The following is a 24,348-nucleotide window of genomic DNA, read 5'->3' as shown; positions in this document are numbered from 1 at the left end:
ACCGGCATGCACAACCTGCTCGAAGCCCGGCTCGTCAACGAAGCCTTCGGCGACCCGGGCTTGTACGTGAATTTCCGCGACGAGCGGCGCGCGCTGCTGTTCGACCTCGGCGACATCACCGCGCTGATGCCCGGCCAGCTCTTGCGCGTGTCGCATGTGTTTGTCACGCACACGCACATGGACCATTTCGCGGGCTTCGATCACCTGCTGCGCGTGCTGCTGGGCCGCAAACCGGCGATCGTGCTGTACGGCGGGCCCGGCTTCGTGTCGCAGGTGGAGCACAAGCTGCGCGCCTATACGTGGAACATCGTGCAGCGCTATGCGATCCAGCTCGAGCTCGAAGCGCGCGAACTGCAAGCGGACGGCCCGACATTGCGCGCCAGCTTTGCCAGCGTCCACGGTTTCGCCCGTGAGCCACTTGCACCGCTGCCGCGAACGCACGACATCGTGCACGACGAGCCCACTTTCCGCGTGCGCGCCCGCTTTGTCGACCACGGCATTCCGTGCCTGGCTTATGTGGTGGAAGAAAAGGCCCGCGTTGGCGTCAACAAGGACCGGCTGGCGGCGCTGGGCCTGACCACCGGTGCCTGGCTGCGCGAGCTGAAGCACGCCATCCTGACCGGCGCGCCCGCGGACACGCCGATCCGCGTGGCATGGCGCGACCGCCAGGGCGACCACGCGGTGACGCGGCAGGTGTCGGAGCTTAGCCGGCTGATGCTGGACGTCATGCCCGGGCAGCGCATCGGCTATGTCACGGACTTGCGCTATACCGAATCGAACGTGCAGGTTCTGGCCGGGCTGATGCAGGGCGTCGACCAGTTGTTCATTGAAAGCGTCTTCCTGGATGAAGACAAGGCGCACGGCCTGCGCAAGAACCACCTGACGGCCGCGCAGGCAGGCCGGATTGCGCACGCGGTCGGCGCCCGGGCGGTGACGCCGTTTCATTTTTCGCCGCGGTATCAGGGGCGCTCGGGCTTGCTGGTCGAGGAGGTCATGGCGAATGCCTTTGACTGCAGGCGCTCCTCAGCGAACGGCATCAGCGAATGACGGCATCGATATCGCGCAGCTGGCGCGCGAACCAGAGGCGCAACAGGCCGTTCGACAGGACCATCGGCAGCGAACAGGCAATGATCCGATAGACCTTGCTGCGCCGCACCCGCGACGCCTTGGCCGGATCCAGCCAGTCATCGTTGCGCACCAGCAGCAACAGGGTTTCCATGCCGATCAGGACCGGCCACAGGCAAGCCAGCCGCAGCCGGACAAAGCGCGGGGGAATGGCAAGCGTGTACGCCATGGCTTCGCGAAAGTGGTCCAGCGTCTTGCGCACCAGCTCGCGCATCATGGCCCGCGCGCGCAGCGAGGCGTCGGGCAGCAGCAGGTCCTGCGGGCTCATGCCGTGCCGGTGCAGCATCGTGGCCGGCAGGTAGCAGCGGCCGATGCGCAGGTCCTTGCCACAGTCGCGCAGGACATTGGTCATCTGCAGTGCCTTGCCAAAGCGAACGCCGCGGCGCTGCATGGTGCCGGGCTCATCGCGGATCGCGCCGGGCATATGGGCCGCGGTCATGCTGGTCCAGAATTCGCCCACGCAGCCGGCGACCAGGTACGTGTAACGGTCAAGTTCTTCCGGTTCGCGCAGCGCGACGATGCGGCCCGCGCGTTCGTCGGGGAAGGTGCGCAGGTCGAACTCCATGCCTTCGGTCAGGGTCGACACGATCTGCCGTACCGCCTGCCGGTCGGCGGGATCGAGCTGCGCCAGCACCGCCAGCGCAGGACCGAGCGACTCGAGCAGGATTCGCTCATCCGACTGTTCCTGCCGGCCCGCCACCTCCGCTGCGATGGTCGTGGCCAGTGCCGTGCCTTCGGTCGCGCCGTTGACCTCGTCGCGCAACGCCAGCAGCAACGCCAGCCGCCTTGGCGGCGGAATCAGCGCTGTATCGGCAATGGTGTCGGCGGCACGCGCGAGCAGGTAGGCCAGGCCGACCGGATCGCGCATCCGGGCGGGCAGCACGCGCAGCGTGAGGTAGAACGAACGCGAGACGCCTTTGAGCAGCGGACCGAGGAGGAACGCCCGGCTGGGCTCGCGCATGGTGGTGTCCTGTTCCCTGAGGGGTTGGTGAAGGTGGCACGCCGGGCCGGCCGTCAGCCCGGGCCCGGGCATTGTACCTTCGGCGCGAGGGAAGGAGCGCCGGGGACCGGTCAGGGTGCAGCGCCGCCGAGATGGCGCGCAAACCACCGCGCCGCGAGGCGGGCAACCGATTCCAGTGTGCCGGGCTCTTCGAACAAATGCGACGCGCCGGGCACGGTCACCAGTTCCTTCTCGCACCGCATCAGGGCAAAGGCCGCCTCGTTGCGTTCAAGGACGCTCACATCCAGCCCGCCGACGATCAGCATGGTAGGCGCAAGCAGTTTCGCCAGGGCGTCGGGGCCCGCCAGGTCGACCCTGCCCCCGCGCGAAACGATGGCGTGTATCGGGATGGGCGACTGGCACGCGGCACGGATCGACGCGGCGCCACCCACGCTGGCGCCGAAGTAGCCATACCGCAGTGGCATGGCTTGCTGCTGCGCCACCCAGTCTGTCGCTTGTGCGAGCCGTGCGGCGAGGAGCTCGACGTCGAAGCGGATAGCCTGCACCTGGTCTTCTTCCGGCAGGAGCAGATCCATCAGCAGCGTTCCCATGCCGCAGCGATTGAGTTCGGCGGCCACATAGCGATTGCGCGGGCTATGCCGGGAACTGCCCGTGCCGTGCGCAAACACTACCAAGGTGGTGGCGCCCGGGGGCATGGTGAGAATGCCTTGCAGGTCCACGCCGCCGGCGCGGATCACAACCTCGATGGCATCTGAATGGCTCCGCATGGCGCTGCCCTCCGAGAGATGGGCGCTTTGCCGTGTATCGCGTTGCAATTGGCCCTACCCAAGTCCACTATAGGGCGGACGTAGCGGCGCGGCCAGCCGAAGTCCGCCGGTCTGCCGATGCGCGAAATCGACAACAATCCCGATGGATCAGGAGGGACCATGAAGACGCTGTTTCTCGTGCGGCATGCCAAGTCAAGTAAAGATGATCCCTCCTTGCCCGACCGTGAGCGGCCCCTGAATGACCGGGGCCGGCACGACGCCCCGGAAATGGGCAAGCGCCTGGCCGAATCGAAGGTGAAGCCCGACCTGCTCCTGTCGAGTCCGGCCCTGCGTGCGCTGACGACAGCGCAACTGATCGCCGACGAGCTCGGCTATGCACGCAAGGACATCGCGCTCGATGACCGGCTGTACGCCACCAGCGCGGAGGAGTTGCTGGCGGTCGTGCGCGAGCTCGACAAAAAGCTCGATTGCGTGATGCTATTCGGTCACAACCCCGAGTTCACTGACTTCGCGCGTCGCTTGTCGGACGAAATCACCGACATGCCTACCTGCGCCGTCGCCAGATTCCGCTTCGACACGAAGGCGTGGGCGGATGTCGGGGACATCACCCCGTCGAACGTCACGCTGGACTCGCCGAAGACGTAATCCAGGCTGGGGCAGTGATATCTCCCGCTTGACCATCCGGGGCGGAGCGATAAGAATTTCTGATCGCAGGCAAGTGCCTGCCCTCACGATTCTTTTGCTCCGCGCCCATGATCCCACCCGTCAGTACCCTCCACGGCCGCCTGAAGATGCAGCACCTGCGCCTGCTGCTGGCGGTGGAGGAACGCGGCTCGCTGCGCCAGGCCGCCGAGGCGCTGACGCTGACGCAGCCTGCCGTCAGCAAGATGCTGCAGGACATGGAGGAGCTGCTTGGCGTGCCGCTGTTCGAGCGCCATGCGCGCGGGCTGCGGGCCACGCGCTTCGGGCTGGCGGCCACACGCTACGCGCGGCTGGTGTTTGCCGACATGGGCGGCCTGCGCGACGAGCTGGTGGCGCTGGAATCGGGCAAGATCGGCCGCGTGCGCGTGGGCGCGGTGATGGCGCCGGCGCCGGGGCTGCTGGCCGATGTAATCCGCCAGCTCAACCGCGACCATCCGCGGCTGGAAGTGGCGGTGCAGGTGGAGACCAGCGACCTGCTGGTGCCGCTGCTGGAGCGCGACCAGCTCGATATCGTGCTCGGCCGCGTGCCGGATGGCTGGGACAGCAGCGGACTGGAGTTCGAGCAGCTCGGCGACGAGGGCCTGGCCATTGTGGTGGGACCACAGCATCCGCTGGCGCGGCGCCGCAAGCTGTCGTTCGAGGAACTGACCGGCTACCCGTGGATCATGCAGCCGCGCCCGAGCCCGATGCGCGCGCTGATCGACCGCTCGTTCGAGGATGCGGGGGTGCCGGCGCCGCCGTCGACCATCGAGACCGCGGCGGTGCTGATGACCACGTCGCTGCTGGCCGACAGCGAGCTGATTGCGGTGTTGCCGGAATCGGTGGCCGCCTTCTACGGGCGGCTCGGCGCGCTGGCGGTGCTGCCGCTGCCCCTGCCGCGCAAGCTCGGCCCCTATGGCATCGTCACGCGGCGCGGGCGCCCGCCGACCGCATCGATGAGCCTGCTGATCGATACGTTGCGGGCGCTGGCGAAATAAGCGTCAGCCCCGAGCGCCTTGCAGCTTGCCGTCGAGACGCCATGCCTGGCGCTGCGGGCTGTCCGGGCGCAGTGACGGTGGCAGCAGCGCCGCCGGCATGTCCTGGTAGCAGACCGGACGCAGGAAGCGCGCGATTGCCAGGCTGCCGACCGAGGTGCTGCGGCCATCGGATGTGGCCGGCCACGGGCCGCCGTGCACCATCGCATGTCCCACTTCCACGCCCGTGCCGAACCCGTTGACCAGGATGCGTCCTGCCAGCCGCTCCAGCGCGGGCAGGAAACTGCGTGCCGCGTCGTGATCGGCCTCGTCGAGATGGAGGGCCGCGGTGAGCTGGCCTTCCAGCGCATCGATCACGCGCCGCATCTCGGCGAGATCGCGGCAGCGCACCACCAGCGAGGCCGCGCCAAAGACCTCATGGCGCAGCGGCTCGTGCGCCAGGAAGGCGTCGGCATCGGTGGCGAACAGCGCCGCCTGTCCCTGCGAGCCGGCGCCCGACTGCCCGCGCGCAATGGTCTGCACCTGCGGATGCGCGGCAAGGGTGTCGATGCCCGCGCAATAGGCGCGATGGATGCCAGGCGTCAGCATCGTCGCTGCCGGCAGGCTCGCCAGGCGCGCCGCTGCAGCGTGCGTGAAGCGGCTCAGGTCGCCGCCCGTCACAGCCAGCACCAGGCCGGGGTTGGTGCAGAACTGCCCGGCGCCCAGCGTCAGCGAATCGGCGAAGGCCGTGCCGATGGCTTCGGCGCGGTTGGCCAGCGCATGCGGGAACAGCAGCACCGGGTTGACGCTGCTCATCTCGGCAAAAACCGGGATCGGTTCGGAGCGCGCGGCCGCGATGGCCATCAGTGCCATGCCGCCGGCGCGCGAGCCGGTGAAGCCGACCGCCTTGATGCGCGGGTCAGCTACCAGGCCCTGGGCGATTTCCAGTCCGGCATCGCACAGCAGCGAGAAGGTGCCTTCGGGCAGGTCCATGTCGCGCACCGCTTGCTGGATGGCGCGGCCGACCAGTTCCGAGGTGCCTGGGTGTGCCGGATGCGCCTTGACGATGACGGGGCAGCCTGCGGCCAGTGCCGAAGCGGTGTCGCCGCCTGCGACCGAGAACGCCAGCGGGAAGTTGCTGGCGCCGAATACGGCCACTGGTCCCAGCGGGATATGGCGCAGGCGCAGGTCGGCGCGCGGCAGCGGCTTGCGCTCCGGTTGGGCGGGATCGACGCGCAGTTCGAGGAAATCGCCTTGCCGCAGCATGGCGGCAAACATGCGTAGCTGCCCCACGGTGCGGCCGCGCTCGCCTTCAATGCGGGCGCGCGGCAGGCCGGATTCGGTGGTGCAGCGTTCGATCAGCGTGTCGCCCAGTGCGAGGATGTTGATGGCGATGGCTTCGAGGAAATCGGCGCGGCGTTCGGGGGTGGTTTCGCGATAGGGGTCGAAGGCTTGCCAGGCGAGGGCGCAGGCTTGGTCGAGTTGTTCGCGCGTGGCGCCGCCGAAGGCGGGGTCCAGGGAGGCGCCGGTGGCTGCGTCGATGCCGTGGATGGTGCCGTTGGTGCCGCGTACCGACTGGCGGCCGATCAGGAGTTCGCCTGTGATGGTCATGTCTTGTCCTGTGAGAGAGATGGAACGGGCCTGGTGCCTGGTGTGGGGGTGTTTGCTACCTTGGGCGGTGGCATAGCGAGTGCCGTGACTTCGTGGAGACTCCCTCAACGCCCTCAACGCCCCCAGCGCAACACCAACGGATCCAGCCTGCGCGCAATCCTCATCAGCCCTTCGCGCGTAGCCGGATGCATCGGCTGCAGCGGATGGCGCACCGCGTCCGATGCAATCACGCCGCCTTCCTTCATCAGCGCCTTGCTGGTCGCGAGCCACCCCTGCCGGTTCTCATAGTTGATCAGCGGCAGCCATTGCTGATAGTGCAGCGCGGCCTGTTCGGCATCGCCGGCCTGCCACGCATCCAGGACCTTGCGGATACCATCCGGAAAGCCCGCACCAGTCATCGCACCCGTAGCACCCGCCTCCAGGTCCGCCATCAGCGTGATCGCCTCTTCGCCGTCCCACGGGCCGACGATGGCGTCGCCGCCCAGTTCGATCAGCTCGCGCAGCTTGGCCGCGGCCTGCGGCACTTCGATCTTGAAGTACGAGACATTGGCCAGCTCGCGCGCCATGCGCGCGAGGAAAGGCGCGGACAGCGTGGTGCCGCTGACCGGCGCGTCCTGGATCATGATCGGGATATCGATGGCACCAGAGACCGTGGCGAAGAAATCGTAGATGCCGCGCTCGGGCACGCGGATGGTGGCGCCGTGATAGGGCGGCATCACCATCACCATCGCGGCACCGGCGTCCTGCGCCGCGCGGCTGCGTTCGGCGCAGATGCGCGAGCTGAAATGCGTGGTGGTGACGATCACCGGCACGCGGCCGTCCACATGCTCCAGCACCGTCTTCATCAGCACGTTGCGTTCGTCGTCGGTCAGCACGAACTGCTCGGAGAAGTTGGCCAGGATGCAGATGCCGTGCGAGCCGGCATCGATCATGAAGTCGATGCAGCGGCGCTGGCCGTCAAGGTCGAGTCCGCCTTGTTCGTCGAAGATGGTCGGTGCCACCGGGAATACGCCGCGGTAGACGGGGGTGGATCGGGCTTGGGGCATGGTCTTCTCCGGCTGGCCGGCGCGGCAGCGCGACGGCCCGTTGATATGGTGCGGGCCAATATACGAGCCGGGGCGGGCGCTGTATATTGAAACCTTTCCATCTGGTGATCGCTTTCAGGAATCACCATCCTGCCGATGAAATCCACCCTCGACACCCTGACCGGCCGGCTGCGCATGAAACAGCTCCAGTTGCTGATCGCGCTGGACGAGCACCAGTCGCTGCACCAGGCCGCCGCGGCCATGGCCATGACCCAGTCGGCGGCGAGCAAGTCGTTGCAGGAGCTGGAGGGCATGCTGGAAGCGCCGCTGTTCGAGCGTTCGAAGCGCGGCATGCGGTCCAACGCCTTCGGCCATTGCGTGATCCGCCATGCACGGCAACTGGTGGCCGACCTGGGCGCAATGTGCGAGGAAGTGGCCGGCATCCGCGCCGGCAGCGGCGGGCGCGTGGCCGTTGGGACGATCATGGGTGCGGTGCCGGATGTGCTGGTGCCGGCGCTGGAACAGCTGCGGCAGGCGCAGCCGGACCTGTCGCTGGAGATCATCGAGGACACCAGCCTGCGCCTGCTGGGGCTGCTCGATGACGGTCATCTCGACCTCGTCATCGGCCGCTCGCTGGTCAGCGACGAACCGGCGAAGTATCACTACCACCCGCTCGGCGATGAGCAGGTCGCGGTCGTGGTCGGCCATTCGCATCCGGCGCCGCGTGCGCGCTCGTTGGGGTTTGTTGACCTCGCGGGTTATCGCTGGATCACCTATGCCGGCCATATGCCGATGCATGCCCTGCTGCAACGCGAGCTGGACCTGGCCGGCGTCAGCTTCCCCGCCAATGCGATCTCGACCTCGTCGGCGTTCGTCACCGTGACCATGCTGCAGCGTGACCCGGAACTGGTATCACTGTTGCCGGCCGGCGTCGCCGCACTGTTCGCGCGCCAGAAAATGCTGCGCATCCTGCCTGTGCGCATGCAGTCGCGGCAGCAAACGTTCGGCATCGTCACACGGCGTGGCGGTGGCTTGTCCGCGGCGGCGCGGCAGCTCGTCGCTATCCTGAAAGCCATGCCGCGCGCAGCAGGCAAGTCAGCGCACGAGGTATAACACCAGGTGATCGCCAGTTCAAAAATGATCAGTAGTAGCGAATCGCTGATGCTCCTATAGTCTGCCCATCCGCGCCGCAAGAGCCGGATCAGCATAACCACGGAGACAGCAATGAAGACATGGATCGCCGGCGCACTCGCCGGCATGGCAACGGTAGCCGCGGCAGTCACGACCGGTGCCTCGGCACAGGACACGCGGCCGGTGCGGCTGATGGTGGGTGCGGCACCCGGCGGCGGCACCGACGTGATGGCACGCATCGTCTCCGACAAACTCGCCGCGCAGCTGAAGCAGCCCGTCGTCGTGGACAACCGCCCCGGCGCCTCCAACACCATCGCCGCCGACATCACCGCCAAGGCCGCGGCGGATGGCAACACGCTGCTGATGGGCGTGGTGACCTCGCAGGCGATCGCGCCGCACCTGCTCAAGCTGCAGTTCGATCCGCTGAAGGACCTGGCGCCGGTGGCGCTGGTGTCGACGGTGCCCAATGTGCTGGTCGTCAACAATCAGGTGACGGCGCGCGACGTCAAGGCGCTGGTCGCGCAGATCCAGGCCAGCCCGGACAAGTTCCGCTACAGCTCGTCGGGCGTCGGCAGCACGCAGCATCTGGCCGGCGCCGCGTTTGCCCGCCAGATCCACGGCAAGCTGCTGCACGTGCCGTACAAGAGCAGCAGCAGCGCACTGGTGGACCTGATGGGCGGGCAGGTGGACATGAGCTTCGAGACCATGCCGTCCGTGATCGGCCATATCAAGGCCGGCAAGCTGCGCGCGCTGGCGGTCACCGCCGACAAGCGCTCGGCGCAACTGCCCAATGTGCCCACGCTGGCCGAAGCCGGTGTGGCCGGCATCCAGATGAGCGCCTGGTACGGCGTCTATGCGCCGGCCGGCACGCCGCCCGCCACGCTGCAGAAGCTGGGTACCGCGCTGAACGCCGTGATCAAGGATCCCGATACCGTGCGCCGGCTGGCCGATGTAGGCGCGGTGCCGGGCGCACTGACCGCGTCGCAGTTCGATGCGTTTTCGCGCGCTGAGTACGCGCGCTATGGCAAGCTGATCGCCGAACTCGGCGTCAAGCTCGATTAAGGTTTATTTCCTGGAAGCTCCATGAATTCCCGTCCAAGAATCGCCATGGTGCTGGGCGACCCCGCCGGCATCGGCCCCGAACTGATCGCAAGGCTGCTGGCCGATCCGGCCACCAGCGCGCAGGCCGACATCCTGCTGATCGCCGACCGCGACGAATGGCGCCGCGGCATGCAGGTGGCCGGCGTCGAGGTGGCACTGGCCGAGACCGATGCGCCGGTCTTTGCCGATGGCAGCGCGCCGCGGCTGTACCACTGGGCGCTGGCTGACAAGCCCGTGTATCCACGTCGCGCGGCCAGCGCGGAAGGCGGCCGCTACAGCCTCGGCACGCTGGCACTGGCGCTGGAACTGGCGCAGGCGGGCCAGGCCGACGCGATCCTGTTCGGGCCCCTGAACAAAAGCTCGCTGCATGCCGCCGGCATGGCGCACAGCGATGAGCTGCACTGGTTTGCCGAGCAGCTCGGCTACCACGGCGACTTCTGCGAGTTCAACGTGCTGGACGGACTATGGACGTCGCGGGTGACCTCGCATGTGGCGCTCAAGGACGTGCCGGCAATGATCACGCAGCCAGGCGTCGGCGCCGCCATCGACCTGATCGACCAGGCGCTGCGCCGCGCCGGCATGGCGCGCCCGCGTATCGCCGTGTGCGGCCTCAATCCGCACAACGGCGACAACGGCGCCTTCGGCCGCGAGGAGATCGACGTGATTGCCCCGGCGGTGGCTGCCGCCCGCGAGCGCGGCGTGGAAGCACAAGGGCCGTTCCCCGCCGACACCATCTTCCTGAAGGTGCAGGGCGGCCCGTCGCAACGGCAGTTCGATGCCATCGTCACCATGTACCACGACCAGGGCCAGATCGGCATCAAGCTGATGGGCTTCTCGCGCGGCGTGACGGTGCAGGGCGGACTGCCGGTGCCGATCACCACGCCGGCGCACGGCACTGCGTTCGATATCACGCAGCAGGGCCGCGCCGATCCGGGCGCGACGCAGCAGGCCTTCCAGATTGCCTGCCGCATGGGTGCGCAACGACGCGCCGCCGCCAAAGCCTGACGATCCCGCTCGCGCCGGTGAGTGCCGGCGCGGCCTGCCCAACACCGAAACCAGCATGACCGCTCCCGGCGCGGCCGGGGAGCGTTCGCGCCAAAGAAAAGCCAACAGGAGCTGAACATGAAGATCACCAACGTCCGTGCCCGCGTCTTCGAATGGAAGGGCAAGACCGTGCCGCCGCAGGCGCATTTCTGCACCAATGCCACCGACATCCTGTTCGAGCGCGGCGACGCCATGGGCTCGTTCCGCTTCCACGGCTGGATGGTGGTCGAGGTAGAGACCGACACCGGCCTGGTCGGCATCGGAAACTGCGCGCTGGCCCCGCGCGTGGCCAAGGAAATCGTCGACCAGTACCTGGCGCCGGTGGTGATCGGCCAGGACCCGTTCGACAACGAATACCTGTGGCAGAAGATGTACCGCCGCACCCATGCCTGGGGCCGCAAGGGCATCGGCATGGCGGCGATCTCGGCGGTGGATATCGCGCTGTGGGACCTGATGGGCAAGGCCGTCGGCAAGCCGGTGTTCAAGCTGCTGGGCGGGCGCACCAAGGAAAAGATCTGGTGCTACGCCTCCAAGCTCTACAACAACGATGACCGGGACGCCTTCCTGGCCGAAGCGCAGCGCTACCTGGACCAGGGCTTCACCGCGGTGAAGATGCGCTTCGGCTACGGCCCCAAGGACGGCCCCGCCGGCATGCTGAAGAATATCGAGCAGGTGCGCCTGCTGCGCGAGCTGGTGGGCGACGGCGTCGACATCATGCTGGAGTGCTACATGGGCTGGACGCTCGAATACGCGCGCCGCATGCTGCCGCGACTGGCCGAATTCAACCCGCGCTGGCTGGAAGAGCCGGTGATCGCCGACGATATCGAAGGCTATGTCGAACTGAAAAAGGCAAGCCCGTTCCCGATCTCCGGCGGCGAGCATGAGTTCACCTCGTACGGCTTCAAGGACCTGCTGGAGCGCCGCGCGGTGGACGTGATCCAGTACGACACCAACCGCGTCGGCGGCATCACCGCGGCGCAGAAGATCAATGCGCTGGCGGAGGCGTGGTCGGTGCCGGTGATCCCGCACGCCGGGCAGATGCACAACTACCACCTGACCATGGCGTCGACCGCATCGCCGATGGCGGAGTATTTCCCGGTGCACGACGTCGAGGTCGGCAACGAGCTGTTCTACTACATCTTCAAGGGCGATCCCGCGCCGGACAACGGCTACCTGCAGCTCGACGACAACCTGCCGGGGCTGGGGCTGGAGCTGAACGAGGAGTACTTCAGCCAGTTCGACATCATCGGCTGAAGAAAGCGGCACGCGCCGGTTCAGGCCGGCGCCTGCCCGCCATAGATCTGCTGCCCCGTCTCGCGCAGCGCATCGGCCACCAGCAGCGCGCCGGGCGACATCAGCCGGTCGGTCGGCGTGATCAGGCCGAAGTCATCCATATGGCAGGGCATTGCCATCGGCAGGATCTCCACCATGCCGAATGCGGCGTAGTACTGCGCCACGTCTGCCGTCAGCACCGCGATCATGTCCGATTGCGTCACCATGCGCGTCAGGAACAGCAGTGCCGCGGTCTCCACCACATTGGTCGGCGGCGCCAGGCTGGCGCGCTGGAACATCAGCTCGAAGCGGTGGCGCAGCACCGTGCCCGCCGGCGGGATCAGCCATGCGGCGTCGGTGGCGTCGGCCAGCGTGAGGTCCCGCGCCGACAGCATCGGATGGCCGGGCCGGACTACCGCGCAGACCGGCTCTTCGGCAAACGGCTCATAGCGCAGCCTGCCCTTGTCATGCTCGGGAAACAGGCGCGCCACCACCATATCCAGCTTTTCCTGCCCGAGGCGGTCGAGCAGCACGTTGCTGTTGTCGATCTCCACTGACACGCGCAGCCCCGGGTAGCGCGCCTTGATCCGCGCGATCGCCGGCGGCAGCAGCCGCACGCCGGGCGAGGTGATCGCGCCGATCGCCACGTGGCCGAGCCGCCCCGCCTTCAGCGCCAGCACTTCGTCGCGCGCCTGGTTCAGGCTGCCGATCACCGCGCGCGCATGGCGGATCATCGCGCGGCCGTAGTCGGTCGGCGCCATGCCGCGCGGCAGGCGCTCGAACAGTGGCACCGACAGCATCTCTTCCAGTTCGCGCAGCAGCTTGGACGCCGCAGGCTGCGTCAGCGCCAGCCGCTCGGCGGCGCGGTGAATGCTGCCTTCGTCGGCTACGGCCAGCAGCAGCAATAGCTGGCGGGTCTTGAGGCGGGTATGGCTATGCCAGGCGGGCACGGCGGCGTCGGGGGCGGAAGAAATGGCGGAGGCTTGCATCGGGGTAAGGGTTATTACCAATGCCGGAATCGATATGGCAAACGGCGAACTCTTCATTAGTAGCATATCGGCAAGCTGCATACACTCCGTCCGACCAAACAAGAACGACCGGAGACAGCGGGGCGCCGCGCCACCGTGACGCAATGCCGCTGGATCCGTCGTCCCTGCCATTCCCGCCGCCAGCCATGGCGGCCATCGCACCAGGAACAGCATGTCGGATCCCAAGGACAAGCAGGACAAGCAACGCAAGCCGCTGCGCTCGACGGCGTGGTTCGGCACCGCGGACAAGAACGGCTTCATGTACCGGAGCTGGATGAAGAACCAGGGCATCCCGGACCACGCCTTCGACGGCCGCCCGGTGATCGGCATCTGCAATACGTGGTCGGAACTGACGCCGTGCAATGCGCACTTCCGCAAGCTGGCCGAGCACGTCAAGCGCGGCGTGTACGAGGCCGGTGGCTTCCCGGTCGAGTTCCCGGTGTTCTCCAACGGCGAATCCAACCTGCGCCCGACCGCGATGCTGACGCGCAACCTGGCCGCGATGGATGTCGAGGAAGCGATCCGCGGCAACCCGATCGATGCGGTGGTGCTGCTGACCGGCTGCGACAAGACCACGCCGGCGCTGCTGATGGGCGCGGCGAGCTGCGATGTGCCGGCCATCGTCGTCACGGGCGGGCCGATGCTCAACGGCAAGCTCGACGGCAAGGACATCGGCTCGGGCACCGCGGTGTGGCAGCTGCATGAATCGCTGAAGGCGGGCGAGATCAACCTGCACCAGTTCCTGTCGGCAGAGGCGGGCATGTCGCGCTCGGCGGGCACCTGCAATACCATGGGCACGGCTTCCACCATGGCGTGCATGGCCGAGGCGCTCGGCACTTCGCTGCCGCACAATGCGGCGATTCCCGCGGTCGATGCGCGCCGCTACGTGCTGGCGCATATGTCCGGCATCCGCATCGTCGAGATGGCACGCGAAGACCTGACGCTGTCGAAGATCCTGACGCGCCAGGCGTTCGAGAACGCGATCCGCACCAATGCCGCGATGGGCGGCTCGACCAATGCCGTGATCCACCTGAAGGCGATCGCCGGACGTATCGGCGTGCCGCTGGAGCTGGAAGACTGGAGCAAGGTGGGGCGCGACACGCCAACCATCGTCGACCTGATGCCGTCGGGCCGTTTCCTGATGGAAGAGTTCTATTACGCTGGCGGACTGCCGGCCGTGCTGCGCCGCATGGGCGAGGCGGGCTTGCTGCCGCACCCCGGTGCGCTGACCGTCAACGGCAAGGCGCTCTGGGACAACGTCAGGGATGCGCCCATCACCAACGACGAAGTGATCCGACCGCTCGACCAGCCGCTGATCCGCGACGGCAGCATCCGTATCCTGCGCGGCAACCTGTCGCCGCGCGGCGCGGTGCTCAAGCCGTCGGCGGCGACGCCCAAACTGCTGCGCCATCGCGGCCGCGCGGTGGTGTTCGAGAACCTGGAGCATTACAAGGAGCGCATCGTCGACGAATCGCTCGATGTCGACGAGAACTCGGTGCTGGTGCTCAAGCGCTGCGGCCCGCGCGGCTATCCGGGCATGGCCGAGGTCGGCAATATGGGCCTGCCGCCCAAGCTGCTGCGCCAGGGCGTCAAGGACATGGTGCGCATCTCCGACGCGCGCATGAGCGGTACTGCCTACGGCACCGTGGTGCTGCACGTGGCGCCCGAGGCCGCCGCCGGCGGGCCGCTGGCGATCGTGCGCGACGGCGACTGGATCGAGCTCGATTGCGAGGCCGGGCGCCTGCATCTCGATATCGACGCAGCCGAGTTCGCGCGCCGCATGGCCGATGTGCAGCCGCTGGAGGCACCCGCCGATGGCGGTTATCGCAAGCTTTACGTCAATCACGTGCTGCAGGCCGATGAAGGCTGCGACCTCGATTTCCTGGTGGGCTGCCGCGGGCGCGAAGTGCCGCGCCATTCGCACTGAGCGCCTTTGCGCCACACCGCCGGCTGCCAACGCGCAGCCGGCGCGATTTCACATACGACAAGAACAGGAGACCCGCCATGCAAGGCACCCAGACCGCGCCCCTGGAGCGCGCCGCCCCGACGCACGATGCAAGTACGCAAGCACTCGAAGAAAACCGCATCATCGGCATGCTGGTGCGCCGGCTGATTCCGTTCCTCGCGCTGATCTATGTGGTCGCGTATATCGACCGCTCGGTGGTCGGTTTCGCCAAGCTGCATATGAACGCGGCGATCGGCATCAGCGATGCCGCGTACGGCCTTGGCGCGGGGTTGTTCTTCGTCGGCTACTTCCTGTGCGAAGTGCCGAGCAACCTGGCGCTGGAGCGCTTCGGCGCGCGCCGCTGGTTTGCGCGCATCCTGCTGACCTGGGGCGTGATCACCATGGCGATGGCGCTGACCAGCGGTGCGCACAGCTTCTACGTGCTGCGCTTCCTGCTGGGCGCGGCCGAAGCCGGCCTGTATCCGGGCATTCTCTACTTCCTCACGAAGTGGTTCCCGATGCGGCATCGCGCACGGATCATCGGTCTGCTGGTGCTGGCGCAGCCGATCGCGCTGATCATCACGGGGCCGCTGGCGGGACTGGTGCTGTCCACGCCGGGGCTGTTCGGCATGTCGAGCTGGCAGACGCTGTTCGTGCTGAGCGGACTGCCCGCCGTGCTGCTGTGCCTGCCGACGCTGAGGTTGCTGCCCGAATCGCCGTCCCATGCCGCATGGCTGGCCCCGGCCGACCGCGCGTGGATCGAGCGCGAACTGGCCGCTGACCAGGCGGCCTATGCGCTCAAGCCGCACGGCAATCCGCTGCATGCGCTCAAGGACAAGCGCGTGCTGCTGCTGTCGCTGCTGTTCCTGCCGTTTCCGCTGAGCATCTACGGGCTGTCGCTGTGGCTGCCGACCATCATCAAGCAGTTCGGCGTCACCGATGCGATGACGGGGATGCTGTCGGCGGTGCCGTACCTGTTTGCCGTAGTGGGCCTGTACCTGGTGCCGCGCCACTCGGACCGCAAGCGCGAACGGTATGGCCATATCGTGGTGGTGTCGGGCATGGCCGCGGTCACGATGGCGCTGAGCGCATGGGTGCAGTCGCCGGTGCTGCAGTTCCTGTTTATCTGCCTGACTGCGTTCTCGATCTATTCGATCCAGGCGGTGGTGTGGGCGTTGCCGGGCGAGTTCCTGACCGGCGCCAGCGCGGCGGTGGGCATCGCCACCATCAATTCGCTGGCCAACCTCGGTGGCTACTTCGGCCCGTACGGCATCGGCGTGATCAAGGACGCCACGGGCAGCCTGGCGGCCGGTCTGTACTTCCTGGCGGCCATGCTGCTGTTCGCGGTCCTGATGGCGTTCGTGGTGCGCGCGGCGCTGCGGCCAGCGGCGGCTCCGGCAGGCGTCTGACCACCCGTGGCATGAAAGGCGGCGCTGGTGTCAAGGTCGCCTTTTCTTCCACTCATAATCCGGCGGCGGATCGGCCGCGCCGGCCCGTCCTACCGAGTTGGGGTTCTCCGAGCACAGCGTGACAAAGCTCACCGGCTCGCCCGCATGCTGGCGCTGGCGCAGCGCTTCGGTGAAGTGCAGCGCTTCGCGCATCGAATCGCTGGGAAATGACTGCGCGTGGGGCGTCAGCCCGGCGGCGTTGGCTTCGGACCAGTAGACCATGTACATAGAACTGCCTCTTGCTTGCGCTGGGTAGTGACCTGCAGCTTTGCTGCAACCTTCGTTCCTGCCGGCGCGGCGGCTTGCTGGGGCCGCCGTTTGCAATCCCTGCCAGTCCCGCTGCGCGGATTTGCATGGCATGGATCCATGGGGCGATATATTTTTCAACGCCCTGGCTACTGGCCTACCATTGGCGGATTGCCAAACCGGAGACGCCATCCCATGCATCCAGCCATTGCTCTCATGCTGCAAAGCAGCCCTTGCCGGCGCCTGGCCTGTGCCGCCATCGTCATGGCCGCGCTGGGTGGCTGTGCCAGCGCGCCCGAAGTCCCGCCCCCGGCCGCCCAAGTAGCCGAGGCTGCCGCCGCCAAGCCGCACTGGCAGCGGGTGCATCTTGGCACAGGCTATGACTTCCCGGTCTATGCCAACCACCGGCTCTACGACGACCTGTCGCGCATCCGTGAGGTGGTGTTCGTGCAGCACGGCCTGCAGCGCAATGGCGACGACTACTACGCCGCCGGCGCCGCGCTGCTCAAGGCCAGCGCCCGCAATCCCGACGAGGTGCTGCTGATTGCGCCGAACTTCCCCGGCACGCCCGACCAGGGCAAGGGCTTCGACGGCATGCTGCACTGGTCGGTGCAAGGCTGGCTGAGCGGCGAGAACGCGGTCAACGCGCCGTTTTCGGTCAGCTCGCTGCAGGTGCTGGACGATCTTGTCGCCTTTGTCACTGACAAAGCGCGGCTGCCGCGGGTGAACAGGGTGACCGTGGCGGGCCACTCCGGCGGCGCGCAGATCGTGCATCGCTATGCGGTGCTGAACAATGTCGACGAACGCATCCGCGCGCGCGGGATTGACCTGCGCTACGTGGTGGCGAACCCGTCGTCCTATCTCTATTTCACGCCGGAGCGCCCTGCGGGGCCGGACGGCAAGTCGTTCGCGCCGTATGACAAGGCCGTCTGCCCCGACTACGACAAGTACCGCTATGGCATGCAGGACATCGTGCCGTACGCGAAGGGCGCCAACGGCCTGTCGCTGTACCAGCGCTACGCGGGGCGCCAGGTGACCTACCTCGCCGGTACGGAAGACAACGACCCCAATCACCGCGTGCTCGACAAGACCTGCGGTGCCGAGGCCGAAGGCCCCACGCGGCTGCAGCGTGCGCGCGGTTACCTGCGCTATGAGCGCTACCTTGCCAGCCCGGGGCTGGTGATCCGCCATCAGGCCTATGAAGTGGTGGGCGTGGGCCATGACCAGGCGCGCATGTTCGGCTCGCAGTGCGGCGCGCAGGCCGTGTTCGGCCCGGCCGAAGCGTCCAGCAAGGACGGTGCGGCCTGCCGGGCGCCGCAGCTCTGAAGCCAGCCGCCTGTACGCGGCGCCCGCGTGCCGCTAGGATGCACGGTATTCCCCGACCAACCGATGCCGTGCCCATGCCAGAAGGACGTTTCCGCGTGCAGCGCTGCGCCGTCGCCGGCGTGCAGGCCGTCGAGGCCAGCTCGCGCCGTACCTTCGGGCGGCATACGCACGACCAGTACGGCATCGGGGTCATCGTGCGCGGCGGCCACCGCTCCTGCAGCGGCCGCGGCATGGTGGAGGCGGTGTGCGGCGACATCATCACGCAGGTTGGTGGGATCGGATGTGTGCTGGCGGCGATGTTGTGTCTGGTGGTGGTGCGGCCGATGGAGCGGGGCGGGCGCGCTCACGATCGCAGGGAGCCGTATCGCGGGGCTAGGGGGTGATGCCGTGCACTTGGTACCGTGTTCGCTGCGGATACCCGTCGAGCATCGACACCAACAGCGAAGCCGCCCGAGCATCGACACCAACACCACGAGCCGTCAAGCAACGACCAGATGCAAGCAGAGAGGCTGTACACCACCGGCCGTCTTCCAGCCGGGAAGATGCCTTGCCACAGTAGCCGAACACACCGCGCATCGTGGCGACGCCGGGCGATCGTGCGCCGGAGCCGATGCCATGGCGAATCGCTTCCAGCCGGCCGAACCGCCGCAGGTAGCGGTCGACCACGGCGGACGAGAGAGCGGGCAATGAGCTTGCGCCGCTCGTCACAAATACGCCGCGATCCCGGGCGGCCTGGTCGAGGCACGTAATCCCGTTGACGAAATCGCGGCCATCGGCCAGGTCGATATAGTTTGCCCCCGCGGGCAGATGCGCGCCCGGCGGGGATAGCGGCGAACCGTCACGGACCTCGTTTTCTACGGCGTGCTCCTCGGAAATCGCCGAGGTACCAAGAAAAAACCCGCGAAGATCGCGGGTCCAAGGTCCCTGCCCGCAGGATCGGGCTCGGAGGAGACAACAACCACAGGAAAGCGTTGCGTGCCTGTTATTTCAGGCTGATTTTGACGACCTGTTCCTCGACGCCGACAAAGCGCACCAGCTGGCGCAAGCCGCTGGCGTATTCCTTGATATGGTGGCCTTCGGGCGTGTCCGGCAGTCGGTAATAAATGGGTGCCTTGTCGCCCAGTTGGGGCATCAGGCCAAAGGCGCGACGGTCATAGGCGTCGGCGTCGCGGGCGACGTCGCGCTCAGTGGCAAACATGGGTCTTCCGCTCATGGACATACTCCTGAATTAGTGCATGGTGCGGCCGGGGGCGGTTTTCGCTCGCACGAGATCAATGTATGGAATGTATGGCAGTCGCGCGGAAAATGCTATTCAGCGTTTTTTAAGTCTGTTTGCGGATAAATTTCTAAAATGATAAATGTGACAAAATGTTTCGATCGAATTGTGATTTCCGCATAACAGCAGGTGCAGTGACGGCCATTGCGGGACGGGTCTGCTGTTGCGATACCATAACGTCCAGCCTGGCGGAGTGCGGCTGCCGACGCGTGCGTCCCGGTGCCGCATCCGCCTTCCAAAAATCATGAAACCGTCCCCCCGACGGGCCATTGCCAAGCCGCATGTCGACCCAGCACGCGTTGTTGATTTCCCTGATCGAGAAGCCGTCGTCCGGTTACGACCTGGCGCGGCGCTTTGACCGTTCCATCGGATATTTCTGGCATGCCACGCACCAGCAGATCTATCGCGAGCTGGGGCGGATGGCGGACAGCGGCTGGATCGTTGCCGACGAGACCGAGGTAGCGGAAGGCGAGGGCGCTGCCGCCGATCGCAAGAACCGCAAGAAGGTCTACCGGGTGTTGCCCGCCGGACGCGACGAACTGGTGCGGTGGGTGCTGTCGCCCGGTGCCGGGCTGGACCAGCGCGAGGAGATCCTGGTCAAGCTGCGCGCCGATGCGGTGATCGGGCCGCTGGGGCTGGGCGACGAAATGCGGCGGCTGATCGCGCTGCACCAGGCGCGGCTCGAAACCTATCTCGCGATCGAGCGGCGCGATTTCTCGGCGCCGGACATGGATCGCGCGCAGCAGCTGCGCTATGCCTTGCTGCGGCGGGGCATCCGCTTCGAGCAGGACTGGGTGTCCTGGGGCGAAGAGCTGTTACCGTTGCTGGAGAAGCACGCCAGGCAGGCCGCCGCGGCAAAATAAAAACGCCGGCCTTGCAGCCGGCGTTCGCAGCGAAAACCGAAGCGCCTCAGGCCAAATCGACCGCGCGCGCACCCGCCGCACTGGCTTCGCCCAGGCCCAGCCGGCGGCGCGCCAGCGCATATTCCTCGGCAAAGCGGCGCACCAGCTCAGCCGCCGGCACCACGCGCTTGATCGCGCCCACGCCCTGGCCGGCGCCCCAGATATCCTTCCACGCCTTGGCGCTGGCCGAGCCGAAATTCATCTTCGACGGATCGGACTGCGGCAGCGCGGCCGGGTCCAGCCCCGCGCGCTCGATGCTGCCGCGCAGGTAGTTGCCGTGCACGCCGGTGAACAGGTTCGAGTAGACGATGTCGTTGGCGCTGCTGTCGACGATCATCTGCTTGTAGCCGTCCTGCGCATTGGCTTCCTGCGTGGCGATAAAGGCCGAGCCGATATAGGCCAGGTCGGCGCCCGCGGCCTGCGCGGCAAGGATGGCGTCGCCGCTGGAGATCGCCCCCGACAGCAGCAGCGGGCCGTCGAACCATTCGCGGATCTCGTGCAGCAGCGCAAAGGGCGACAGCGTGCCGGCATGGCCGCCGGCGCCGGCGGCCACCGCCACCAGCCCGTCGGCGCCCTTCTCGATGGCCTTGCGCGCGAACGTGTTGTTGATCACGTCGTGCAGCACGATGCCGCCGTACGAATGCACCGCTTCGTTGACCTCCGTGCGAGCGCCCAGCGACGTGATCACGATCGGCACCTTGTAGCGCACGCACATCTCGAGATCATGTTCGAGCCGGTCGTTCGACTTGTGGACGATCTGGTTGACCGCGAACGGTGCCGACGGACGGTCCGGGTGCTTCGCGTCATGTTCGGCCAGTTCGGTGGTGATGCGGTCCAGCCATTCTTCCAGCTTGGGCGCGGGGCGCGCGTTCAGCGCGGGAAACGAGCCCACCACGCCGGCCTTGCACTGGGCGATCACCAGGTCGGGGTTGGAAATGATGAACAGCGGCGAGCAGACCACCGGCAGCGACAGCCGGTTCTGCAGCAGGGCGGGAAGGGCCATGGGTGAAGTCTCCTGGGTAGTACGGTGATGCGGAAATCTGGCTGGGTTTGCGTAAAGGTGTCGGCGTGTCAGGTGTCGCCGTGTCAGGCCGCGCCGGTCAGCACGTCCTTCTGGCTGGCCAGGCGCGCACCCATGGCGGCGGCCAGCGCCTCCAGGCCCGAGCGCGGCCGGACCATGACTTCGAATTCGGCGATGCGGCCGGTGTCGTCGAAGCGGATCATGTCGATGCCCTTGAGCGCCTTGCCGTCGACGGTGGCGCTGAATTCGAGCACGACGCTGTGGCCGTCGTCGCTGACAAAGCTGCGGTAGTAGCGGAAGTCCTGGAACACCTGGTTCACCGTGGTCAGCACCAGCACGATGGCGGCGCGGCCGGGATACGGTGTATGCGCGACCGGCGAGCGGAACACGACGTCGTCGGCGACGATGGCGTCCAGCCCGGCCATGGAGTTGGAAGCGATCATCTGGTGCCAGGCCTCGAGCGAGGCCTGCGCGGCGGGAATCAGGTTGGTGTTGGTCACGGGGTCTCCTTGGACTCAGGGGCGCCTGCTGTTTTTATGCGCCGCTATGCAACCAGTTGCATAGTGAATCGAAAGGTAGCACGGCCCGTGGCACTGTGCAAGCCATCCCAGTGAGCACCGCGGCGCAGTGACGCGTTGTCTACAATAAGCGCAATCCCCATCGCCACCCCAGCTACCGCCGGCCGTAGCCAAGCAGGAGAGTCAGTGATCACTAAGCCCAACGCCGCCCACCCCGAACAGGCGGCCTTGTTCGATGCCGACCTGGCCGCGTGGCGCGACCATCCGGAGCGCGCCTTTGACGGCTGGCTGGCGCGCCACGGCTTCCGCCACGGCACCAGCGTGGTGTACCGCGCGATGTGGGGCAAGCTGCTGCGCTGGTCTGCCGAGCGCGGGCTGCCGCCGCTGAGCTGGTCCGCTGAGCAGATCGGCGAATTCCTGGACGCGCAGCAGCTCCACAAGTCGCACCGCTATCGCTATACGCGGCTGATCGAACGGGTGTTCCACCACCTGGCGCGGCTGCGCGAAGGCATGCACAACCCCGGCAGCCAGGCGGTGCGCGCGCACCTGGCCGAGGGCGAGAACGATCCCACCGCCTTTCTGCTGCCCGGCGAGCGCGACCTGCTGGTCGCGCGCATCCTGGGCCCGGCCGGTCTGCCGCCGCCAGGCGACGAGCGTGGCGCGGCCTCGCCCACGCAATGGAAGCGCGCCCGCGACGCGGCGCTGCTGGCGGTGCTGCTGGGCGGTGGACTGAAGGTGGCGGAAGCCCGCGCGCTGCGAGTCGAGGCGCTCGGCGACGACGGCGCGCCGGGCCGGATGGCGCTGCGCATGGTGCGCCCCGACAACGGCCGCGCTTATACCGTGCCGCTGTTCCCGCTGGCCCATGCGCCGCTGCGGGCGTGGCTGGCGCTGCGGGAGGCGTCGGGCACGCTGGGCAGCCTGGTGTTTCCGGCGATGCCGGCGGGGCGGCCGATGCATGCGGCGTCGGTCTACCGGCGCGTGGAGATCCTGCTGGACGAGGCGGGCGTGCTGGCCGGCCGCAGTGAGCGCGCGTCGCCGCAGACGCTGCGCAATACCTGCGCGGCAATGCATTTCGATGCCGGCACCGCGCCGGCTGAGGTGGCGCAATGCCTGGGCATGCGCGACCTGGAGTCGGGATGGCGTCTGCACGCTGCCTATGAAGCCTGGCAGGCACGCGCCGGGCTGGTGGTAAATCCGTCCAATCCTGCCGAACTCCTGTCCGGGTCCTGACCCTTCTCCGATCCCGGTCCTGATCCGGGCGCGCGGCCTGGGTGCCCTTGGCTGACCTGCCCCCGTGGCACATCGTGGATAATAGGTGACTTCGCGTGGCCGGGCGCCGCGGCACCAAGCGGCGCTTACGCCATATCCTGAACCGGCCGGACAGCTGCTGCCGGCCCAGAACCGAATCCGACACCCATTTCCATGTCCGAAACATTGCTCCTTACCGGCGCCACCGGGTATATCGCCTCGCATACCTGGGTCGCGCTGCTCAATGCCGGCTACAACGTGATCGGCCTGGATAATCTTTGCAACAGCAGCCCGGTGGTGGTGGAGCGGCTTGCCACCATTACCGGGCAGGCCCCGCATTTTGTGCAGGGCGATGTGCGCGACCGCGCGCTGCTCGACCGCCTCTTTGCCGAACACCGCATCGGCGCGGTGATTCATTTTGCCGCACTCAAGGCGGTGGGCGAATCGGTGAGCCAGCCGCTGGAGTATTACAGCAACAACCTCGACGGCCTGCTGACGGTTTGCGCGGCGATGCGCGCGGCCGGGGTGAAACAGCTCGTGTTCAGTTCCTCGGCCACGGTTTATGGCAATCCGCATACGGTGCCGATCCTGGAGGATTTCCCGCTGTCGGCGACCAATCCGTATGGCCAGACCAAGCTGATGGGCGAACAAATCCTGCGTGACCTGGAAAAATCGGATCCGACATGGCGCATTGCCTACCTGCGCTATTTCAATCCGGTCGGCGCGCATGAAAGCGGGCGGATCGGCGAAGATCCGCGCGGGATTCCGAATAACCTGATGCCATATGTGGCGCAGGTGGCCGGCGGGCGCCGCGAGAAACTGATGGTATTCGGCGGCGACTACGCCACCCCGGATGGTACGGGGGTGCGCGACTATATCCACGTCTGCGACCTGGCCGACGGCCACCTGGCCGCGCTGGTCTATCTGCGCGAGCAAGGCAAGGGCATGACGGTCAACCTGGGCACGGGCCGCGGCTACAGCGTGCTGGAGGTGGTCGAGGCCTACCAGCGCGCCAGCGGCAAGCCGGTGCCGTACGAAATCGTGGCCCGGCGCCCGGGCGATATCGCCTCGTGCTATGCCGATCCGGCGCTGGCCAACCAGTTGCTGGGCTGGCGTGCACGCCACGACATCGACCGGATGTGCCAGGACTCATGGCGCTGGCAGTCGATGAACCCCCAGGGGTTTGGCGCCTGACGGGCGAGGGAAGAAGGCAAGGGGAAAAGGCAGCGCGTACCCGTTTCTGCGGCGCCGTTTCGCTACGTTCCAGGGACTGGGCGACGGCGTTTCCCCTGTCCCAAAACAAAAACGCCACGGATTATTTCCGTGGCGTTTTGCCGTGAGCCGGATCGAGCGATCAGCGGATCAGGAAGTCCTCGACCGATTTGCCCTGGGCCAGGGCCTGGGTCAGCCAGCCCGGGCGCTTGCCACGGCCGGTCCAGGTATTGCCGGCGCTGTCGCGGTAGCGTACCGGCACCTTGCGGTTGGCGGCCTTCTTGCCGGCAGGGGCCTTGGCGCCAAAACCGAGGTCGTCCGCGGTCAGGCCATATTGCTCGATTTTCTCGCGAATATCCGCGATCACTGCGGCTTGTTCGCGCGCCTTGATTTCCTCGGCTTGCTTCTGCAGTTCATTGATTTTCTGAACGATTTCCTGATAAGTCGACATTGCGTCCTCGGTTTCCGGGTGGGGTGGAATGCGGG

The 24,348-nt window shown here is 67.0% G+C and carries 24 protein-coding genes; 14 read left to right on the top strand and 10 right to left on the bottom strand.

Annotated elements, in window-relative coordinates; genetic code table 11:
* Positions 1-6: 6 nt before the first annotated feature.
* A complete protein-coding gene (locus AB1I47_RS18830) occupies positions 7-1,047 on the top strand; it encodes a ribonuclease Z (protein ID WP_354685258.1) in 1,041 nt (346 codons plus the stop codon).
* Here the strand turns inward: AB1I47_RS18830 and AB1I47_RS18825 are convergent.
* On the bottom strand, positions 1,037-2,086 hold the full coding sequence (locus AB1I47_RS18825) for a phytoene/squalene synthase family protein (RefSeq protein ID WP_354685257.1): 1,050 nt from the start codon (positions 2,084-2,086) through the stop codon (positions 1,037-1,039). The genes AB1I47_RS18830 and AB1I47_RS18825 overlap by 11 nt on opposite strands.
* 110 nt (positions 2,087-2,196) lie before the next feature.
* On the bottom strand, positions 2,197-2,853 hold the full coding sequence (locus AB1I47_RS18820) for a dienelactone hydrolase family protein (protein ID WP_354685300.1): 657 nt from the start codon (positions 2,851-2,853) through the stop codon (positions 2,197-2,199).
* A gap of 159 nt (positions 2,854-3,012) precedes the next feature.
* Here AB1I47_RS18820 and AB1I47_RS18815 point away from each other — a divergent pair, with 159 nt between their 5' ends.
* Both AB1I47_RS18815 and AB1I47_RS18810 read left to right on the top strand, forming a co-directional pair.
* On the top strand, positions 3,013-3,498 hold the full coding sequence (locus tag AB1I47_RS18815; protein WP_354685256.1) for a SixA phosphatase family protein: 486 nt from the start codon (positions 3,013-3,015) through the stop codon (positions 3,496-3,498).
* A 107-nt stretch (positions 3,499-3,605) separates the two neighbouring features.
* Positions 3,606-4,532 carry a LysR family transcriptional regulator gene (locus AB1I47_RS18810; protein ID WP_354685255.1) on the top strand — a complete coding sequence of 309 codons (927 nt, stop codon included), beginning with the start codon at positions 3,606-3,608 and terminating at the stop codon, positions 4,530-4,532.
* Positions 4,533-4,535: 3 nt separating this feature from the next.
* Here the strand turns inward: AB1I47_RS18810 and AB1I47_RS18805 are convergent, their stop codons facing one another.
* Positions 4,536-6,119: an aldehyde dehydrogenase (NADP(+)) gene (locus tag AB1I47_RS18805; protein WP_354685254.1), complete on the bottom strand. Its 1,584-nt coding sequence runs from the start codon at positions 6,117-6,119 to the stop codon at positions 4,536-4,538.
* A 113-nt stretch (positions 6,120-6,232) separates the two neighbouring features.
* The gene (locus tag AB1I47_RS18800) at positions 6,233-7,165 is read right to left on the bottom strand and encodes a dihydrodipicolinate synthase family protein (protein ID WP_354685253.1); all 933 of its coding nucleotides are present in this window, start codon (positions 7,163-7,165) and stop codon (positions 6,233-6,235) included.
* Between the two features lie 135 nt (positions 7,166-7,300).
* Here AB1I47_RS18800 and AB1I47_RS18795 point away from each other — a divergent pair, with 135 nt between their 5' ends.
* The 4 genes from AB1I47_RS18795 to AB1I47_RS18780 all read left to right on the top strand — a co-directional run bounded on the left by AB1I47_RS18795 (position 7,301) and on the right by AB1I47_RS18780 (position 11,674).
* Positions 7,301-8,257 carry a LysR substrate-binding domain-containing protein gene (locus AB1I47_RS18795; protein WP_354685252.1) on the top strand — a complete coding sequence of 319 codons (957 nt, stop codon included), beginning with the start codon at positions 7,301-7,303 and terminating at the stop codon, positions 8,255-8,257.
* Between the two features lie 111 nt (positions 8,258-8,368).
* On the top strand, positions 8,369-9,337 hold the full coding sequence (locus AB1I47_RS18790; protein WP_354685251.1) for a Bug family tripartite tricarboxylate transporter substrate binding protein: 969 nt from the start codon (positions 8,369-8,371) through the stop codon (positions 9,335-9,337).
* A 21-nt stretch (positions 9,338-9,358) separates the two neighbouring features.
* Positions 9,359-10,381 (top strand): 4-hydroxythreonine-4-phosphate dehydrogenase PdxA, encoded by a 1,023-nt coding sequence (locus AB1I47_RS18785; RefSeq protein ID WP_354685250.1) that lies wholly within the window; start codon positions 9,359-9,361, stop codon positions 10,379-10,381.
* 117 nt (positions 10,382-10,498) lie between these two features.
* Positions 10,499-11,674: an L-rhamnonate dehydratase gene (locus AB1I47_RS18780; protein ID WP_354685249.1), complete on the top strand. Its 1,176-nt coding sequence runs from the start codon at positions 10,499-10,501 to the stop codon at positions 11,672-11,674.
* A 20-nt stretch (positions 11,675-11,694) separates the two neighbouring features.
* On the opposite strand, the gene AB1I47_RS18775 is transcribed toward AB1I47_RS18780, so the two are convergent.
* Positions 11,695-12,681 carry a LysR family transcriptional regulator gene (locus AB1I47_RS18775; protein ID WP_354685248.1) on the bottom strand — a complete coding sequence of 329 codons (987 nt, stop codon included), beginning with the start codon at positions 12,679-12,681 and terminating at the stop codon, positions 11,695-11,697.
* Positions 12,682-12,892: 211 nt separating this feature from the next.
* On the opposite strand from AB1I47_RS18775, the gene AB1I47_RS18770 reads away from it, so the two are divergent.
* Positions 12,893-14,647, top strand: coding sequence for an IlvD/Edd family dehydratase (locus tag AB1I47_RS18770; protein ID WP_354685247.1), 1,755 nt, complete (start codon positions 12,893-12,895; stop codon positions 14,645-14,647).
* Positions 14,648-14,724: 77 nt separating this feature from the next.
* Positions 14,725-16,074, top strand: coding sequence for an MFS transporter (locus tag AB1I47_RS18765; protein WP_354685246.1), 1,350 nt, complete (start codon positions 14,725-14,727; stop codon positions 16,072-16,074).
* 30 nt (positions 16,075-16,104) lie between these two features.
* Here AB1I47_RS18765 and AB1I47_RS18760 read toward each other — a convergent pair whose 3' ends face one another.
* The gene (locus tag AB1I47_RS18760; RefSeq protein ID WP_354685245.1) at positions 16,105-16,341 is read right to left on the bottom strand and encodes a hypothetical protein; all 237 of its coding nucleotides are present in this window, start codon (positions 16,339-16,341) and stop codon (positions 16,105-16,107) included.
* A 213-nt stretch (positions 16,342-16,554) separates the two neighbouring features.
* On the opposite strand from AB1I47_RS18760, the gene AB1I47_RS18755 reads away from it, so the two are divergent.
* Positions 16,555-17,685, top strand: a complete 1,131-nt coding sequence (locus AB1I47_RS18755; RefSeq protein ID WP_354685244.1) for an alpha/beta fold hydrolase — start codon at positions 16,555-16,557, stop codon at positions 17,683-17,685.
* Positions 17,686-17,759: 74 nt separating this feature from the next.
* Complete coding sequence (locus tag AB1I47_RS18750; RefSeq protein WP_354685243.1) at positions 17,760-18,068, top strand: cupin domain-containing protein; 309 nt, start codon at positions 17,760-17,762, stop codon at positions 18,066-18,068.
* Positions 18,069-18,667: 599 nt separating this feature from the next.
* On the opposite strand, the gene AB1I47_RS18745 is transcribed toward AB1I47_RS18750, so the two are convergent.
* Positions 18,668-18,898 carry a hypothetical protein gene (locus AB1I47_RS18745; RefSeq protein ID WP_354685242.1) on the bottom strand — a complete coding sequence of 77 codons (231 nt, stop codon included), beginning with the start codon at positions 18,896-18,898 and terminating at the stop codon, positions 18,668-18,670.
* A 344-nt stretch (positions 18,899-19,242) separates the two neighbouring features.
* Between AB1I47_RS18745 and AB1I47_RS18740 the strand changes: the two genes are divergently transcribed.
* Complete coding sequence (locus AB1I47_RS18740; RefSeq protein ID WP_354685241.1) at positions 19,243-19,824, top strand: PadR family transcriptional regulator; 582 nt, start codon at positions 19,243-19,245, stop codon at positions 19,822-19,824.
* Between the two features lie 46 nt (positions 19,825-19,870).
* On the opposite strand, the gene AB1I47_RS18735 is transcribed toward AB1I47_RS18740, so the two are convergent.
* Both AB1I47_RS18735 and AB1I47_RS18730 read right to left on the bottom strand, forming a co-directional pair.
* On the bottom strand, positions 19,871-20,866 hold the full coding sequence (locus AB1I47_RS18735; RefSeq protein WP_354685240.1) for an NAD(P)H-dependent flavin oxidoreductase: 996 nt from the start codon (positions 20,864-20,866) through the stop codon (positions 19,871-19,873).
* Between the two features lie 83 nt (positions 20,867-20,949).
* The gene (locus AB1I47_RS18730; RefSeq protein ID WP_354685239.1) at positions 20,950-21,384 is read right to left on the bottom strand and encodes a nuclear transport factor 2 family protein; all 435 of its coding nucleotides are present in this window, start codon (positions 21,382-21,384) and stop codon (positions 20,950-20,952) included.
* A 204-nt stretch (positions 21,385-21,588) separates the two neighbouring features.
* Between AB1I47_RS18730 and AB1I47_RS18725 the strand changes: the two genes are divergently transcribed.
* Positions 21,589-22,632, top strand: a complete 1,044-nt coding sequence (locus tag AB1I47_RS18725; RefSeq protein ID WP_354685238.1) for a tyrosine-type recombinase/integrase — start codon at positions 21,589-21,591, stop codon at positions 22,630-22,632.
* Between the two features lie 192 nt (positions 22,633-22,824).
* Entirely contained in the window at positions 22,825-23,844 is a 1,020-nt protein-coding gene (galE, locus tag AB1I47_RS18720) for a UDP-glucose 4-epimerase GalE (RefSeq protein WP_354685237.1), read from the top strand.
* A 160-nt stretch (positions 23,845-24,004) separates the two neighbouring features.
* On the opposite strand, the gene AB1I47_RS18715 is transcribed toward galE, so the two are convergent.
* Entirely contained in the window at positions 24,005-24,313 is a 309-nt protein-coding gene (locus AB1I47_RS18715) for an H-NS histone family protein (RefSeq protein ID WP_354685299.1), read from the bottom strand.
* Positions 24,314-24,348 lie beyond the last annotated feature (35 nt).

The sequence above is a fragment of the Cupriavidus necator genome, assembly GCF_040578825.1.
GTDB lineage: Bacteria > Pseudomonadota > Gammaproteobacteria > Burkholderiales > Burkholderiaceae > Cupriavidus > Cupriavidus necator_E.
The sequence above is the reverse complement of the archived record's forward strand: the minus strand, read 5'-3'. Positions and strand labels throughout refer to the sequence as shown.

Coding starts and splice junctions, on each gene's coding strand:
- AB1I47_RS18830 (WP_354685258.1), top strand. CDS start 7: ATGCACAACCTGCTCGAAGCCCGGCTCGTCAACGAAGCCTTCGGCGAC.
- AB1I47_RS18825 (WP_354685257.1), bottom strand. CDS start 2,086: ATGCGCGAGCCCAGCCGGGCGTTCCTCCTCGGTCCGCTGCTCAAAGGC.
- AB1I47_RS18820 (WP_354685300.1), bottom strand. CDS start 2,853: ATGCGGAGCCATTCAGATGCCATCGAGGTTGTGATCCGCGCCGGCGGC.
- AB1I47_RS18815 (WP_354685256.1), top strand. CDS start 3,013: ATGAAGACGCTGTTTCTCGTGCGGCATGCCAAGTCAAGTAAAGATGAT.
- AB1I47_RS18810 (WP_354685255.1), top strand. CDS start 3,606: ATGATCCCACCCGTCAGTACCCTCCACGGCCGCCTGAAGATGCAGCAC.
- AB1I47_RS18805 (WP_354685254.1), bottom strand. CDS start 6,119: ATGACCATCACAGGCGAACTCCTGATCGGCCGCCAGTCGGTACGCGGC.
- AB1I47_RS18800 (WP_354685253.1), bottom strand. CDS start 7,165: ATGCCCCAAGCCCGATCCACCCCCGTCTACCGCGGCGTATTCCCGGTG.
- AB1I47_RS18795 (WP_354685252.1), top strand. CDS start 7,301: ATGAAATCCACCCTCGACACCCTGACCGGCCGGCTGCGCATGAAACAG.
- AB1I47_RS18790 (WP_354685251.1), top strand. CDS start 8,369: ATGAAGACATGGATCGCCGGCGCACTCGCCGGCATGGCAACGGTAGCC.
- AB1I47_RS18785 (WP_354685250.1), top strand. CDS start 9,359: ATGAATTCCCGTCCAAGAATCGCCATGGTGCTGGGCGACCCCGCCGGC.
- AB1I47_RS18780 (WP_354685249.1), top strand. CDS start 10,499: ATGAAGATCACCAACGTCCGTGCCCGCGTCTTCGAATGGAAGGGCAAG.
- AB1I47_RS18775 (WP_354685248.1), bottom strand. CDS start 12,681: ATGCAAGCCTCCGCCATTTCTTCCGCCCCCGACGCCGCCGTGCCCGCC.
- AB1I47_RS18770 (WP_354685247.1), top strand. CDS start 12,893: ATGTCGGATCCCAAGGACAAGCAGGACAAGCAACGCAAGCCGCTGCGC.
- AB1I47_RS18765 (WP_354685246.1), top strand. CDS start 14,725: ATGCAAGGCACCCAGACCGCGCCCCTGGAGCGCGCCGCCCCGACGCAC.
- AB1I47_RS18760 (WP_354685245.1), bottom strand. CDS start 16,341: ATGTACATGGTCTACTGGTCCGAAGCCAACGCCGCCGGGCTGACGCCC.
- AB1I47_RS18755 (WP_354685244.1), top strand. CDS start 16,555: ATGCATCCAGCCATTGCTCTCATGCTGCAAAGCAGCCCTTGCCGGCGC.
- AB1I47_RS18750 (WP_354685243.1), top strand. CDS start 17,760: ATGCCAGAAGGACGTTTCCGCGTGCAGCGCTGCGCCGTCGCCGGCGTG.
- AB1I47_RS18745 (WP_354685242.1), bottom strand. CDS start 18,898: ATGAGCGGAAGACCCATGTTTGCCACTGAGCGCGACGTCGCCCGCGAC.
- AB1I47_RS18740 (WP_354685241.1), top strand. CDS start 19,243: ATGTCGACCCAGCACGCGTTGTTGATTTCCCTGATCGAGAAGCCGTCG.
- AB1I47_RS18735 (WP_354685240.1), bottom strand. CDS start 20,866: ATGGCCCTTCCCGCCCTGCTGCAGAACCGGCTGTCGCTGCCGGTGGTC.
- galE (WP_354685237.1), top strand. CDS start 22,825: ATGTCCGAAACATTGCTCCTTACCGGCGCCACCGGGTATATCGCCTCG.
- AB1I47_RS18715 (WP_354685299.1), bottom strand. CDS start 24,313: ATGTCGACTTATCAGGAAATCGTTCAGAAAATCAATGAACTGCAGAAG.